The 15,228-nt window shown below is 37.5% G+C and carries 12 protein-coding genes and 2 pseudogenes; 3 read left to right on the top strand and 11 right to left on the bottom strand.

Annotation, left to right across the window (positions count from 1 at the left end; all coding sequences use genetic code 11):
• Nucleotides 1–74 precede the first annotated feature (74 nt).
• The 10 genes and pseudogenes from FTU69_RS11405 to FTU69_RS11360 form a co-directional block, all read right to left on the bottom strand.
• Nucleotides 75–1,700, bottom strand: a complete 1,626-nt coding sequence (locus tag FTU69_RS11405) for an NAD+ synthase (protein WP_180103917.1) — start codon at nt 1,698–1,700, stop codon at nt 75–77.
• A gap of 374 nt (nt 1,701–2,074) precedes the next feature.
• Nucleotides 2,075–2,299: pseudogene (locus FTU69_RS11400) on the bottom strand (hypothetical protein); the annotation flags it as partial.
• A 530-nt stretch (nt 2,300–2,829) separates the two neighbouring features.
• On the bottom strand, nt 2,830–3,165 hold the full coding sequence (locus FTU69_RS11395; protein ID WP_180103916.1) for a DUF6527 family protein: 336 nt from the start codon (nt 3,163–3,165) through the stop codon (nt 2,830–2,832).
• Between the two features lie 8 nt (nt 3,166–3,173).
• Nucleotides 3,174–4,532 carry a ThiF family adenylyltransferase gene (locus FTU69_RS11390; protein WP_180103915.1) on the bottom strand — a complete coding sequence of 453 codons (1,359 nt, stop codon included), beginning with the start codon at nt 4,530–4,532 and terminating at the stop codon, nt 3,174–3,176.
• Nucleotides 4,529–5,590, bottom strand: coding sequence for an E2/UBC family protein (locus FTU69_RS11385; protein ID WP_180103914.1), 1,062 nt, complete (start codon nt 5,588–5,590; stop codon nt 4,529–4,531). The genes FTU69_RS11390 and FTU69_RS11385 overlap by 4 nt, the downstream gene beginning before the upstream one ends.
• A gap of 128 nt (nt 5,591–5,718) precedes the next feature.
• Nucleotides 5,719–6,249 (bottom strand): winged helix-turn-helix domain-containing protein, encoded by a 531-nt coding sequence (locus tag FTU69_RS11380; protein ID WP_257223639.1) that lies wholly within the window; start codon nt 6,247–6,249, stop codon nt 5,719–5,721.
• 45 nt (nt 6,250–6,294) lie between these two features.
• Nucleotides 6,295–7,449 carry an ATP-binding protein gene (locus FTU69_RS11375; protein ID WP_180103912.1) on the bottom strand — a complete coding sequence of 385 codons (1,155 nt, stop codon included), beginning with the start codon at nt 7,447–7,449 and terminating at the stop codon, nt 6,295–6,297.
• Between the two features lie 8 nt (nt 7,450–7,457).
• Nucleotides 7,458–10,901 carry a DEAD/DEAH box helicase family protein gene (locus tag FTU69_RS11370; protein WP_180103911.1) on the bottom strand — a complete coding sequence of 1,148 codons (3,444 nt, stop codon included), beginning with the start codon at nt 10,899–10,901 and terminating at the stop codon, nt 7,458–7,460.
• Between the two features lie 32 nt (nt 10,902–10,933).
• Entirely contained in the window at nt 10,934–12,097 is a 1,164-nt protein-coding gene (locus tag FTU69_RS14950) for a restriction endonuclease subunit S (RefSeq protein WP_373685096.1), read from the bottom strand.
• Entirely contained in the window at nt 12,094–13,575 is a 1,482-nt protein-coding gene (locus tag FTU69_RS11360) for a class I SAM-dependent DNA methyltransferase (protein ID WP_180103910.1), read from the bottom strand. The genes FTU69_RS14950 and FTU69_RS11360 overlap by 4 nt, the downstream gene beginning before the upstream one ends.
• 123 nt (nt 13,576–13,698) lie before the next feature.
• Here FTU69_RS11360 and FTU69_RS11355 point away from each other — a divergent pair, with 123 nt between their 5' ends.
• Nucleotides 13,699–14,241 (top strand): hypothetical protein, encoded by a 543-nt coding sequence (locus FTU69_RS11355; protein ID WP_180103909.1) that lies wholly within the window; start codon nt 13,699–13,701, stop codon nt 14,239–14,241.
• Nucleotides 14,242–14,253: 12 nt separating this feature from the next.
• On the opposite strand, the gene FTU69_RS11350 is transcribed toward FTU69_RS11355, so the two are convergent.
• The gene (locus FTU69_RS11350; RefSeq protein WP_180103908.1) at nt 14,254–14,460 is read right to left on the bottom strand and encodes a helix-turn-helix domain-containing protein; all 207 of its coding nucleotides are present in this window, start codon (nt 14,458–14,460) and stop codon (nt 14,254–14,256) included.
• 91 nt (nt 14,461–14,551) lie between these two features.
• On the opposite strand from FTU69_RS11350, the gene FTU69_RS11345 reads away from it, so the two are divergent.
• Entirely contained in the window at nt 14,552–15,037 is a 486-nt protein-coding gene (locus FTU69_RS11345) for a hypothetical protein (RefSeq protein ID WP_180103907.1), read from the top strand.
• 106 nt (nt 15,038–15,143) lie between these two features.
• A pseudogene (locus FTU69_RS11340) lies at nt 15,144–15,228 on the top strand (IS5/IS1182 family transposase); the annotation flags it as partial.

Here is a 15,228-nt window from a genome sequence, read left to right as displayed (position 1 = left end):
TAGCCTCATTCCAGCAGACAATAAAAAACCCCAAGACTGGCTTGAGGTTTTTAGGATGGAATTAGATCAGGAGCTTATAGGCCCGGTTTCCAGCCATTGACTAATGGATAACGGCGTTCACGGCTAAAAGAACGTGATGTAATGCGTGGACCAATTGCGCCCTGACGGCGTTTGTATTCATTGCGGTCAACCAGACGCACCACTTTTTCAACCACAGCCTGATCAAAGCCTTTGGCAATAATATCGTCCTGGCTCAGGTCTTCTTCAATATAGGCATACAGGATCGCATCTAGCACATCATACGGTGGCAAAGAGTCCTGATCTTTCTGGTCCGGGCTCAGTTCAGCTGATGGCGGACGGCTAATTACACGCTCCGGAATCACCGGCTGTTTGCTTATACTGTTCCGGTATTTGGCCAGTTCAAACACGATGGTTTTGTAGACATCTTTGAGAACTGCATAACCACCAACCATATCGCCATACAGGGTGCAGTAACCGACTGACAGTTCAGATTTGTTACCAGTCGACAGGACCAGGTTGCCAAATTTATTGGATAAGCCCATTAGCAACGTACCGCGGGCACGGGCCTGCAGGTTTTCTTCGGTGGTATCAACCGGGCTATTGCCAAAGAATGGATACAGGGTTTGCATAAAGCTGTTCACAATCGAGTGAATTTCGGCAATGCCAAAGGTCACACCCATGGTTTTGGCTTGCTGTGCAGCATCTTCTACACTAATTTGCGCGGTATAGGTATACGGCATCATCACCGCTTGTACTTTGTCTGCACCCAGGGCATCAACCGCAATGGCCAAGGTTAGTGCAGAGTCAATCCCGCCAGATAAACCCAGAATCACGCCTGGGAAACCTGAACGGTGTACATAGTCACGTGTTGCCAGCACCAGACCCTGATAAATTTCAGCCATGGTGTCGAGGGCTGCCGCCTGTTCGCCCGTTTTATAGCGCTGCTGTTCGGCTTCATACTCCACCACAAACAGGCCTTCCTGATAGGTTGGCGCACGTAAAGCCAGTTCACCGTCTTTGCTGATCAGGAAGCTGGTGCCATCAAAGATCAGATCATCCTGACCACCAACCTGATTGACATAGGCCAGGTTCAGATTCAGCTGTTTGGCCAGCGCAGTCATGGTATCAATACGGTGCTGTGGTTTACCAACTTCGTATGGCGATGAATTCAGCACCAGCACGGTTTCTACATTCAGCTGGGCCAGTTGCTGTACAGTGGCTAAAGACCAGACATCTTCACAAATCAGTACGCCAAATTTATGCCCCAAGTATTCAAAGACCAGATGTTGATGACCTTCGTTAAAATAACGTTTTTCATCAAACACGCCGTAGTTCGGTAAATTCTGCTTGTTATAAATACCCAGAATCTGGCCATCTTTCATTACCGCAGCCGAGTTATAACGCTGGCCATCTTCAGTTTCATTGACAAAACCAAATACCACGACGATGTCTTTAATCTGGCTGAGCTGTTCAAAGGCCTTTTGCGTGCGTTTTTTGAGGCTTGGGCGTAACAGCAAATCTTCTGCTGGATAACCAATCAGAGAAAGCTCTGGGAAAATGATCAGGTCAGCCTGTTGTTTTTTCGCTTCATTTGCTTGTTCAAGCATTTTTTGCGCATTTGCTTCGAGATTGCCAATGTATGGAGAGAACTGTGCAAGGGCAATTTTAAAAGATTTCATTAATTTACGTCCTATTCCTATAGGGTTTTGAATACACGGGCTGCCGCTTGTAATTATGGTGATCGGGCAGCGGTGCATTCTGATACTAAAAAGTACTGCCGACTGGCTCAAGTATAAAAAGTAATACGCATACGACTTGATAAAATCTTATTTTGCAATGCAAAAAATCAGACGGGTTTATTTTATCTTAAATTAATTCAGATGCTAGAGCATATTCAGGATAATTGCATAGTAGCGGCAATTCGCGCCGTGAGAGAAGGCGCATAATGCTTTATTTAGTAAGCTTGAGTAACAAAAGCATGGGTTCGGTGAATCAGGCCTGATGGCACAAAAAACCGGCAGCTTGCAACATGAAAGCGCTATTGCAGCGCAGTTTAGGCCGGTGGATGCAGAATAATATTGTCAATCTTGTTTAAAAAAATATCGCGGGCAATATCGCCTTGCTGTTCAATGTTGTAGGCAAAAAACGGTTTACCGGGAATTAGCTGGTAACGGTAGGGATTATACCGCCCGGCAGACAGATAAAAAGCGGTTTGCAGCAGCGCACCTTTCAGCAGCACATTAATCTGCTGCTGATGCTGGTAAATATGTGCAAGTTTACCCTCAAGTTAGTTATCAATGGACAATATAAATCAATAATTTAAAGTTTATATCAACAAAGATAAGTCCATTGTAAAAAAAAATATGATGGACAAAATTTTTAAGATGAGTCCATGATCACTTTTAACTTGATTGTATAAAAAATAATCTCAAGTTGCTCCCATTAGCTTAGAAAGATGACAACCCTTTAGAATTTGGTGTGAATCTGGCTAAACCACATCACTTCAACTCAACGCTGTTTCTTAATTAAATTAACACAACATTTTCTTTTCTCGGCAAGAGCAATCGAATTGTGTAATCTCTTTGCACTTACTGGATTTTTAGATAATGTGCTACTTTTTAGAGCATTGATGTCGTTCAAATTAATCATCAATGTAAATGAATGATTCTGTATCAAACAAGTGATCTTTGGCTAGGTTCCTACAGTGACAAGAATATGAAACATCTTATTTTGTAAAAATTTTGTTATTTTTTAGAAGAATGTCTAAATTAGTTTAATTTTGTATCAAATACATTTAGAAAATAATGGCTACTCACACCATATAATTTTCCCATTTTTGATCCAAAAATGAGATTTACACCCTTTTTTTAAAAAAACGGAGGGGTATAAACTAATTAGATTATCTGAATTGATATTTACATCCCAACGAGGCTTGGCTTCTCTAATAATTGGTAACTCTATAGTGTAACCACAACCACATGGGCACTTTAAACCTGCACACCAGATCTCATCATCTTCAGCAACAATGACTATAGATCTAATTGGCATCTTTTGAGGTAAAGAGTCCCCATCCAGTTGAATTACTGACCGAGAAGAAACTTTATCTAAAAATAAAGTTAGGTATTTGAAAAAAAATTGTTTCATATCCATCCTTAAAGATTAGGCATTCCTAATAGTGGTGTAGTGATACCTTTACCGACGTTAATCCTAGAAGTAGAGGTAAAATTATCCTCCCTCAAATACTCAGTTTCATTAGCACCTAAGCAAATGACAGTTCTCGCATAATTAGAATTATTTTCTTGTCGAAACAAAAATGTTCTAGCTATAAACTCGTTGATACAAAAGCTTGCGGCAAGCATATTAAGCGAAATTACAGAGGGAGCCTCCTCATGAACACCCTTGAAATAGCCTTCTTTCAACTGTTTTTCATAGATATCAGGTGAAGTTTCTTTCAAATATTCTGCTCTCAAAGAGTCTGGTGTATACACTTTTCTATCTCTTAGAGAGCTTCTATGAGGTTGGATATAATCTAGACGAGCACAAACTTCTGTAATAAAAGGTTTTCCATCTTTCGATCCTGTTGGGATTGTTACACCGATATCAAAGACGGGGATAAGAAAATACTCGCCAACTAAATCTACATACATCCTTGCTGAAACCGTATCAACACAACTGAATAAAACATCACAAGTTGATGCTTCGAGAATAGCCTGTTGAGTACCAATTTTACGATCTAATGCTGTTAAAACCACATCAGACCTATATTGGCTAATAACATCCGCTAGAACTTTAACCTTCGATTTCTGATTCTCAGCGTCCTGAATAGTTGAATTAAGAATTCTATTCAAATTCTTATGTTCAATTACATCATCATCGATCAAGACAAGATGCCCAACTCCTAATCTAGCAAGGTTTTCAATCACAATTGATCCTGTACCAGATGCCCCGATAACACCAACTTTAAAATTTTTTAGACTTTCGGTCATATCGGCTGAAAAAGGCATAACTTTACTCGACGATTGTCGAGTAACTAATGCAATGTCTTGCCCCACAATTAAGAATTTATCAATATATTGATGGGATAAATTCTTATCATAGAAACGTCCTGTTAATTTTCCGTCAGGTGTCACTATTATTGAGCCATGTAATTGATTATATGCTGCAAAAATGCAAGGTATTACTTTCTGATCGCTTTCATCATCAGCAGTTGAGAACTGATTAAAACCTGATGGATGGGAATGCATTAAAAAGATACTAAGATTGTTTTCCTCTCCCTTTTCAATTGCCTCCTCTATATATTTTCCCGGCCAAGTTAAGTAATCAACTTTACGCTTACATTCGCTATGCGGCACTAACAAAATATCTTGAACTAAAAAAATAATTTGATCATTTATTTTGTTGCATGAAGCAAGCACTATAGCGCTTGCTTCTAGCCCATCTCCTGGAAATAGATGACGTTTTAAGTCATCTAAATGGGTATCCGTGATTCTAAAATGAGTTTTTAAAATCATGGCTGCACCTCACGAAGTAATGACTCTTCAATAAGTGCAAAGTGCGTAACAACGCTATCACTTGCTGGATTCCATGCAGAAAGATGAGTACGATGCCTAGACCAACGTTGATAAGGCTTACCTTCGATTAGTTGATCTACCTCGGTACAAGATGGAATAGCACCAGTCGCCAATTGAATTCGAGGATATGTATAAAACATATCAATTTCAGCTTGAGGATATGCAATAGGGATTTCAATTGCGATTGAAATTACTTGATGATTGTATCCTTCAGGCAATTGAAAGTTATCAACTACAAGCCATCGACGATTTTGCTCAATAATAGTTCGAAAATTTCCAAATACCTGATTTAAGTATTCATAGTCTTTTGGAAGAATCTGAAAACTGTTTAAAACTGCATCCCCATTATTAACTTCTCGTGGAATCAGTCGAAGTTTTTCAATACCAGGCTTTGTTAAATCTATTACTGATTTTGATGTGACTTCTTGTTTTGGTTCACCTTGAATCTTTAAAATAATTTGATAGTTCTCAGCATCTTGAATACCTGCCAAAGACAATGCTTCAGAAACAATAATTTGAGGTTTATCTACCTTAATGATTGTACCTTGTACATTGAGCTCATAAGTTTGCTTCGGTAATCGAGTATAGATATCTTCAATACCAGCTTCAGATAAGTTGATAACAGTTTGCTCACTGAGCATTAGATCTGCTTCTTGCGATTTAGACAAAAAGAAGGATTTATTTCCTAATCCTGTAAGCGCGTGCAAATGTTTCAATGTAATTTTGCTTTCAGGCCATTCATAACTAAAACCATCAATTTTAAATTTAAAACTACGATCACCTTCAAGGATCAAAAACTTATCACCCTTCTCAAAATCTATACTCTCTTCAGGACTGATTTCCTCCATACCTGATTTATTTAGAACCTGGTATAAAAGAACATTCTCTTTTGGAGAATAACCTAAAGCTCTTAAGAGCTGAGAACCGATAGGGGAATCATCCTCAATAGATTCATGTTTAAACATTAAATCGCTGAGAGAGTAAGCAAATTGTTTCATATATAGCTCCGTATTCTGCTTAATCTGGTTAAGTTAATTTTATTAACCAGAATGTAAAAAAATTGCTAGAAATAAAGCTACACTAAAAATCTGCTTAAGTAAATACTTTTAAGCAGATTTTTTTCAATTTAACAGATACTTTGATAAATGAACTCTATGCCGCCTGTTTCTGCTGTCTCTTCAAATCGCAAAATATATCCATCATCAACTAGTTTTTTTAGTTTGCTACTTGCATTTGGAACAGACATATTCAATAGAGATGCTAGCTGAGATGTTGTTACTTTTTTCTTAATTTTTAACAAATTGAAAATTTCTAAATTTGACTTTGTTAAAGCAGGGCCTAACAATTTTGTTTCATTCTCTAATTTTATTGTTAGGGGCTGATCCAATGCCACAGCTGCATAATTAATGTTATCAATTACATCTTCGTCATAAAGATTCGTAATAATGAAACCCTTATTACTTCGGTAAACTTTAGCTAATAAAATGATACTTTCTCTTGAGAAAGAAGAATCTGCAAACTCAATATCTGTAAATGAAATTTCAAAGAAAGTTTGACTTCTATGTTTTTCAACATAGTCTCTCATTTCGTTAAACGTTTCTTTACCTAATTTATTACCATGAGGCATGTTAGATTTACAAAAATCAAAAAGTTTCATAAGAATAGTATTCTGGTTCATAGCGTTCTTTTAATCAGTTTATTCTTATTTGTCAAGTTGAATAGTAAGTACATAATGTGTTCCTTCTATAAATGTAAGTTCACTTTTCGACCTACAACCATCTGGTTCTATACCATTTTCTCCAAATGGAAAATCTAATTCATTAGATTGTTGTCTAATTATTAACGATATATCGGAAACGTCAGTGGTAGATATTTTTTTTAGAATTTCATTTGTTCTTGATAAGCCTAATCCTCTGCGTTCTGACCCTGTTCTTGAAATTTTTCCTTTATTGAATACATAAGCTAAAAGTCCAATATCACTTTCTAATGACTGTTCGGTGAATGAAATTAGATCTGAATTATCTTGATGGTACAAGAGCGCTTCTGTCCTTAAGGTGTGTAAAAGTCCTGAACCACTATCTGATATGGCTATTATAATTTTTCCAGAACTATAAATTTGAAGAGCAATATAGCCATCAATACTTGATAAACCATGTTCTCGAATATTATCAACTAATTCACCAATGAATGTTCGAAGCTTATTTAATAATAATTGTTTGTCTTTTTCAGAAAGTTTAGCTTTTATTAATTCAGTTAATCGGAGCAGATAAGATCCATTATCATCTTTCTTAATTGCCAAAATTTCACATAAATTGTCTGAATTAGAGTTATATATTTTTGCTAATGAAACTTCAGGCCGATAAGGAAAAATTGCTACCTCTTTATGAATATTATCAAAAAAGCCACAACGGCTGAGATAACGAAAACCATCTGAATCCTTATCAAATTTCAGAGTTACTTTAGAACCAGCACGAATCAATTGGTTGGTAAGGCTTAAAATTTTAAGTATACAATCTAGTAATAAGGATTTATTTGAAAAATCAAATATGACTTCTTGTTTAGAATTTAATAAATTCGGATAATCACTTAAAATTTGTTCAAAAACTTTAGCTCTGACCCAATTGGGAGAGTTTTCAAAGCTTATTTTTACAATATTTGGGTTTATATAACTCCATATACTGTTTTCATCTTTAGTTAAACCATCTAAATTTTGAGCTAATGCTTTATATAGTTCAGAGTTAACATTTGTATGGGTAATAGTCGTTCGGGTGGAATCCAAAAACAATGCAATTTTTTTTGCTTTAAGTGGACCATTTTTCTCTAAAACTTCAAGAATTTTTTTCAATAAATCAGTCATAATTTATATCAAGCCACCGCACTTCCATTAAATGCTTCAACAACCCCAAATATATTGTCAGCATCTCCATCACCAAATACCCCATCAATCCCTTCATAGTGGATCTGATTAAATGGTGGTTCATAAAGCTGCGACGCTTCTAAAGTTCCCCGTATGGTCAAATGATCAATCACCATTTCTATGAAACGAATTTGCTTCTCGTTATAAGTTGACCCTTGTAAATACTTCGAGAAAGCAGCCTGAACAGACTGACGATCTAATCCCACCAAGGAACGGATAAATAGCGGTAACGGTTTTTCAGTACCAAAGCATTCCTCAAACTTTTCTTTACTCTCAACTTCCTGTGCTTCGAAAACGAATCGCTCAAGCTCTTTTAAATCGGTTGGGGTTAAAGCTAAACCTCGTTTTAATTTGGCAATGGTAATGTGGTTTTCATTGGCCTTAATAAAACTCTCTACACGCTTGCGGTATTGCGCAATATTTACCCCACTTGAAACTACTGGAATATCAACTTCAGTTGCTTCACCAATTTCATCATCCAACATGGAATACACGATGGTAGAAGTGGATTTCTCAATCAGCTTCACCAAGCCACGGATACGTTTACGCATCGACTCCAGCATTGGAACTGTGATGCCTTCCCAATAGGCTTCAGTTTGTATGTCCTGAATTAACTTAATCTGCGCTGCAACCACAGGAATATTCTCTTTACTTTCCAGTTTTGAAGCGATTTCGATCACTTTATTCGCATAGGCAAGTACTGCTTTGGCATCCTTATTCAGCACAGCAAGTTCGATGTTGTAGCACAACATATCAAACAGCTTGGCTTCTAGGGTTTCTGCTTCTAGTTCATTTGGAAGTTTAGAAATATGTTCTCGCAATGTGCCAATTGCAAGATCATCTAAATTGTTCCATGCCTCATCTTTCTGGAATTGCTCAACATATTCAAGTTCATCACGAACAATAAAATTATCTTTGTTCATTGATCGGACTTCAGTTTGCAGGCTCTGTTGTATGTCTTGACGGACGGCTGCCAATTCTTCCGTTTGATAGTCTTGAGCATTCAACAAACTCAAAAGATTTAAACGTGCCTTAAACAGACGTTGCCCCAAGGGTTCAGTCGTAGATACAGGCGCACCATCAGGATTTTCATTGAAGTATTCAAAATTGGAACAGTAGTCGAAAATATAGAATTCTTTCTTGTCCATTTCAGGGGCAAACAGGTCTTTGCAAAGCCGTGTACCACGCCCAATCATCTGCGTAAACTTCACTTTTGAACGTACAGCCTTGAAGAAAACAAGATTGACCACTTCAGGAACATCAATTCCCGTATCGAGCATATCTACAGAGATGGCGATTTGTGGGTCAGCCAGATCTTTCTTACTAAAGCTGTCAATCAAGCTCTGTGCGTACTTGGTCGAGTATGTGATGACACGAGCAAATTTGCCATCATAGTGCGGATAGTTTTTGTCAAAGCGTTCAGCAATAAAATTGGCATGGTTCTGATTGACTGCAAAGATGATAGTTTTACCCAACATATCACCACCTTCAACCTTGATGCCATTTTCCATCAAGTGCTGAAGCATCTTGTCTACCGTGCCTGTATTGAACAGTTCTTTGTTGATCTTGGATGCCGTTACCTCATCAGGAGCATCACCACCATCCCAATCTAACTCATCCCAATGCAGTTTCTCTTCTTCTGAAAGCTCATCATATTTCACGCCTTCACGCATGAATTTCAAAGGTACAGAATAGGCTTTAGGTGGCACGAGATAACCATCGGCAATCGCTTGGTTTAAATCGTAGTAATCAGTTGGGACACCACTTTCCAAACCAAACAATGCATAGGTGTCACGGTCTACTTCATCGCGTGGCGTAGCCGTCAAACCGACAAGCAGACTGTCAAAGTATTTGAAAATCTCACCAAACTTTTGGTAAACGCTACGGTGGGCTTCATCGACAATAATCAGGTCAAACATGCCTGTGCCGTATTTACGTGTTCCATCCGCATTCATTTCATCAATCAAGCCCATCATGGTGTGATAGGTAGAGAGATAAACCCGTCCATTCTGAGTTTTGCTCTCGACCAGATTGACAGGCGCAGAATCAGGTAAATTGGCTTTAAATGCATTAGTCGCCTGTACTACCAATGAAGTACGATCTGCGAGAAACAGGACTTTCTGCACCACATTGGCTTTCATCAATACATCGACCAAAGCAATTGCAGTACGGGTTTTTCCTGTACCTGTTGCCATGATGAGCAAGCCTGCGCGTTCCTTGCGCTGAAATGCTGCAAGCATGGCTTTGATGGCACGGGTCTGATAGTAACGCTCGACAATATTGGCGTTGATTGGGAAGCTGCCAAGATCAGGGTTGTTTTTCCGTCTTTCAATCAGGCGTTTCAGTTCAATGTGAGTGTAGAAGCCATGAACTAAACGAGGTGGGCCACCTTGTACGTCATTCCAGATACGGGTGCGGTAGCCATTGGTATAGAAAATCACAGGGCGTTGACCAGTTTGCTGTTCCAAACAGTCTGCATAGAGTTTTGCCTGTTGCTGACCCACTTCAGGATCGACTGAGGTACGTTTCGCTTCTACCAATGCCAACGGTAAGCCATTGGCATCATACAGAACATAATCGACTGAACCTTTACCTGAAGTACTTGGCATTCCTGTGACTGGCACTTCTTCTCGCGCAGTAACGCCAATTTCCCAACCTGCTTCTTCAAGTAGTAGATCAATTTTTAATTTACGGGTTTCATCTTCTTTATAGTCGGTATGATCTTGAACTTTGCTATTGGCAAGTTTGGCTTGTTCGACTTGCTGACGTTTCTGCGCTAGATCAGCATCAATATTTGCGAGCAGTTTTTCACGTTCTTCCAGACTTGCGGAGAGTTCTAATAGTTTTTGTTCCCGTTCACGTAACGCTTTATGTTGTTCAGCGAATTCTTTATCAAAGGCTTTGGCTTCTTGCTGTAGCTGCTCTTTGTTTGCGGTGACTGTTTGAGTGCTGTCTGCGTTAGGAATCAGTTTAGGGTTAAATAGAACAGCCTGAGAGCGATCTTTTGATGGTGAGCCATAAGTACGCTCAAACCAGACAAAGATCAGGAAGAGATGACTGATATGTTTAACGGTTTCTTCAGTGGTCAGTTGTTTGAATTTTTTGCCATGTACCGCACTGTTGCCCACCATGCGGATGTTATCCATCTTGTCCCAAATGTAGGGTGGGATAATTTCCTTAAATTTTACATCGGTGATCAGGCTATACAGGGACGGATCGTAGGGTTGGGTCAGTTTTTTATCGTATTGATACAGCCAAAAAATAAGGTTTTCTAATGAGTTTCGGGCAAACATTAAAGCAGCTTGAGGGGAAATATACACAAGCTTTTCAGCTTCCTTCGCTGTGAGTGCTAGCTTGCTAAACTCAGGCTCTAAAAACTGAAAGTTACTCATGTATATACCCTCAAATCTAAAATTAATTAAAGTTATAAATTTCCGCTAAATGCTTGGTTTTGTAATGATTTAAATAGATTATTGATATCTTTATATGATTCTGCAAGTTGTTTCTTAATTTGGTGAAATTTATTACATCTTTCATCAAATTGAATCTGCAAATCTAAAGGAGGTATTAATAAAGGTAATTTTTTTAATTGTCCCATATTAATTGATGCAATTCCTGTTGTTTGCTTAGCAGATTTTAAAAAATATCTTTTGCCATATTCACTTCCAACAATCCAATTTAAATAATTAGGTGTAAAGTCTTTTGATGTTAATCTAACTCTAAACACATGATTTTGATGAATACATTCATCAACTTCATTATTCCATAAAGTTCCTCTACCTAACTTATCTGGGTCGCCGCCTTCTGTTAGAAGTAAATCTCCTTGTTGAAGTTTATAACGCTCAATCTCTTCGTCAGAAGCTTCAATTGTTTTGATTACAGAAAGATTTAAATATTTATCTTGAACATTTGATACTGCTAAATAGGGAATTTCTCTTAATGATTTTCCAGTGATTTTTCGCCCTTTAGTGATACCTGAGACAATATCTGCAATATCACCCAATTTTTTATCTAAAGGCCAGTTTTTTGTATTAAGAATAGGATCACCAAACATATCAATAAACGTGGCTTGTAAAAGCTGATCTAACTTTTCAATCGCTTGCTGACGTTTTTGGCGTAACTCATCTGCTTTATCTAAAATAGATGCAATTCGGCGTTGTTCTTCGAGTAGAGGAAGAGGGATTTCTAATGAACAAATATCTTCTTTAGTAACTTGTAAAAAAGTAGCTCCTTTACCTTTTGACTTTAAAATTGGAGCAACGTTTGTAAGCCAATACCATAAGTATTTCTGATCCAATTTATCCTTATGACCAAATAGCCCTGCAACACCTCGACCTAGGCAATATTCTTTATCCGACCAATTCAAATCACCAATAGTTGCACGAATACAGAGGATTATTTCTCCTTTTTCTGATTTTTTGCCTGCCGCTGTAGTAAATTTTTTTGGTTCAGGAGTTTTTTTACCAAAGTCACCTGCTCCAGCAATAAGAGCTAACCCTTCACCATCAGAATTATAAGAATCTCCAGATGGAGCTTGTCCCATTGTGATTCGACAAACTTTATCTAATCTTATTTTGGGATAAATCACTTCAACAACTCCTTAAGCTCTTTCATTCCTTCTAGAATATCTTGCTCAAGTAATTCTAAATCTGCCAAAATTTTGCTTGGTGCTTCATAATCTACTTGCTCATACACTACTTCTTTATAACGGTTAATCGACAAGTCATAACCATTGGCTGCAATATCCGCCTTATCTACCATAAAACTTTGCTCAGTCGCTTTACGATCAGACTCAGCTTCTAAGTTTTTAAAACGAGCAATAATGTCAGGAATATTGTTATTTTCATGCTTAGAAGCATCGAGTTCATTACGCTTATCATCTAGCGAATAACCATCTGCCTGCATGTCATAGAACCAAACCTTATCTGTACCACCAGTTTCAGTTTTGGTGAAAATTAGAATAGCAGTTGAAACACCCGCATACGGCTTAAATACCCCTGAAGGCATGGAAATAATTGCTTCAAGCTTTTGCTCTTCCACAATCTTTTGACGCAAATCTTTATGTGCTTTAGAAGAACCGAATAAGACCCCATCAGGGACAATAATCGCAGCACGACCACCTGTTTTTAATATGCGTAAGAACAAGGCTAAAAACAGCAGTTCCGTCTTTTTGGTTTTTACAATCGCCTGAATATTCTTGGCACAGCTTTCGTAGTCTAGGCTGCCTGCAAATGGTGGGTTGGCAAGAATCAGACTGAACTGACTTTCAATATGCGAATGTGCTTCGCTTAAAGAGTCACGGTTTTCAATACTTGGGTTTTCAACACCGTGCAGCATCATGTTCATCGAACCAATACGAAGCATGGTGCTGTCAAAATCATAACCAAAGAAAGTTTCTTCACTAAAACGTTTCGCTGCTTCAGGGTTGGCAAAAATCTCGGTGCTATGATGTTCGTTTAAGTATTCACTGGCTGCAACGAGGAAACCCGCTGTACCACATGCAGGGTCACAGATGGTATCTGTCGGTTTTGGCTGCATCAGCTCCACGATCATCTTGATGATATGGCGAGGAGTACGGAACTGACCATTCTGACCTGCTGAAGCAATCTTACCGAGCATGTACTCGTAAATATCACCTTTGGTATCTTTGTCATCCATTGGCACTTCAGCCAACAGATCAACCACTTTAGTTAAAAGTGCAGGCGTAGGAATGGTAAAACGGGCATCCTTCATGTGATGACTGTAAGTAGTGTCATCTTCGCTGCCAATGCTTTTAATGAAGGGAAAAACTTCATTAGCAATGGTGTCATAAAGCTGAGTAGGATCTCCGAGCGTAATAAATTTAGACCAACGTAAATGGTCTCGTTCAGGTGTGAAAATTGGCTTTTCTACAGTAGTTTTTAGGCGGTTGGCTTTCTTTTCTTTGGTGATTTGAATTTCATCGAGTCGGCGGATAAACAGCAGATAAGTCATTTGCTCCATGACTTCGAGTGGGTTGGAAATACCACCACTCCAAAATGCATTCCAGATTTGGTCAATTTTGCTTTTAATTTCGCCTGTAATCACGTAGATGACTCTCAAATTTCTTTGGCTCTTATTCTCTTTGATTTCAAAATTAAAAGCTATATGATCACATTAAAGACCAGTATAGGTCATAAAATTAAAACGCTTTAAATCTGGTACTACTCTATGACTATATTTAATGAAAAGAATCGAAAGCTTTTAGCAAATGTTCATGCACTAAAACAATCCGAATTGTCTAGTTTCTTTGATACCCGAAAATTTATAAATTCAACATTAGCGCATCAGATTGCGGTAGGTGCAGCTCATCACTACAAATCTCATAGTGATAGTACCTACATACAGCAAATACTTTCATTATTTGAATTTGGTTCAATTGATTACTTAAAAGCCGTTAGATGGTTTGAATATCGTACAAATATAAGCTTAAGTATTATCGATAGAAAAATTAAGAAGAATCCGGAGAATACCCTAAATGATGAGAATTATCAGTTATTTGGGGAGTTTATAAAATCATATAAAGGCCCTCTACCAACAATAAAGGGGAAAGGAACTAATAAAATTGATCCAAAAAGAAAAACATTAAGTAATAAAAAAATGAATGTTATTAGAGAATCTCGGGACTCTTTAGATCTTATAGATGGAGCATCCTCAATGTATATTGGAGGACAACGTGTTTATGGTGGCTATGGCACTGGAAAAAGAAAGTGAAAGAAATGCTTTTTAAGGGAGTAACTCTTTAGGGCTCGATTCCAGAGCTATAGCGATTTCATAGAGTTTTTCGACAGTAATATTCACTTCACCACGTTCAATTCTACCCATATAGCTGCGATCTATTCCGCACTGTAGTGATAGAGACTCTTGCGTGATATTTTTTTCTTTTCTTTTTTCTCGAATTAAATGACCAATTTTTAAAGATAATTCTGACATTTGAAATCAACTGCTCAAAAAACAGAAATATCAACAATTGATGACTATAGATCCACGGATTATAATCCTCTTTTTGAGATGAGCTTATTTAATGCCAAGATCTATTCATCTGCCTTTGTACGATGAGTTTTTAGAACTCTTTGATAATCATACGGTTCAAAATTGGGAAGCTAAAAAATTTTGGGAAAAAATAAATATCAAGCAGGCTAGTAGGAATGAAAAATCTAGGCGTCTGATGTACTCTGGTCTAAAAGTTTTAAGGCGATGTAAGTATCTATCAGTAGCTTCTGAAAATACAAAAAAAGGTGTTTTTTTATATTCTGAAACGCCACGCCTAAACGAGCTTAGAGGCCGCTTAAAGAAGCAAAAACTTGAAGGTACTTTCAACCAGAAAAAGCTTGAATTCTTGGACCAGATCCAAGATAAAGAGAATAATATTGAGTTTTTACAATCATTGCTTGTAAGTGATAGTACCTTAGAGAAATACTTTATTAAGCATAAAGAAAAACTAGAAAATGATATTAGAAACATTAATTCAAATATCAAATTAATGGATGATATTTTAAATAAATTGTAATAAAGATTTTTTAGGATCAAATAGATAGGGGCTAGGTCTTTCTTGATTTTTCTTTTCAAAAAAATAGACCTCTTGCGAAAGTAAAAACTGCCTCATTATAGATTTCATGAAATATCAGAAATTAAATCGTTTTTCAGATTCTGAATTCCAGCGCTTGGTTGGTGTACCTCGAGCAGTTTTTAGTGAAATGG

Origin of the sequence: Acinetobacter sp. YH12134 (assembly GCF_013418555.1) — a bacterium.
Lineage (GTDB): Bacteria > Pseudomonadota > Gammaproteobacteria > Pseudomonadales > Moraxellaceae > Acinetobacter > Acinetobacter indicus.
This window is presented reverse-complemented; position numbering and strand designations above follow the sequence as displayed.

Excerpts from the sequence above, each read along its gene's own strand:
- FTU69_RS11345 (WP_180103907.1), top strand. The coding sequence starts at position 14,552 with ATGCCAAGATCTATTCATCTGCCTTTGTACGATGAGTTTTTAGAACTC.
- FTU69_RS11370 (WP_180103911.1), bottom strand. The coding sequence starts at position 10,901 with ATGAGTAACTTTCAGTTTTTAGAGCCTGAGTTTAGCAAGCTAGCACTC.
- FTU69_RS11375 (WP_180103912.1), bottom strand. The coding sequence starts at position 7,449 with ATGACTGATTTATTGAAAAAAATTCTTGAAGTTTTAGAGAAAAATGGT.
- FTU69_RS11355 (WP_180103909.1), top strand. The coding sequence starts at position 13,699 with ATGACTATATTTAATGAAAAGAATCGAAAGCTTTTAGCAAATGTTCAT.
- FTU69_RS11350 (WP_180103908.1), bottom strand. The coding sequence starts at position 14,460 with ATGTCAGAATTATCTTTAAAAATTGGTCATTTAATTCGAGAAAAAAGA.
- FTU69_RS11405 (WP_180103917.1), bottom strand. The coding sequence starts at position 1,700 with ATGAAATCTTTTAAAATTGCCCTTGCACAGTTCTCTCCATACATTGGC.
- FTU69_RS11395 (WP_180103916.1), bottom strand. The coding sequence starts at position 3,165 with ATGAAACAATTTTTTTTCAAATACCTAACTTTATTTTTAGATAAAGTT.
- FTU69_RS11385 (WP_180103914.1), bottom strand. The coding sequence starts at position 5,590 with ATGAAACAATTTGCTTACTCTCTCAGCGATTTAATGTTTAAACATGAA.
- FTU69_RS11380 (WP_257223639.1), bottom strand. The coding sequence starts at position 6,249 with ATGAAACTTTTTGATTTTTGTAAATCTAACATGCCTCATGGTAATAAA.
- FTU69_RS11390 (WP_180103915.1), bottom strand. The coding sequence starts at position 4,532 with ATGATTTTAAAAACTCATTTTAGAATCACGGATACCCATTTAGATGAC.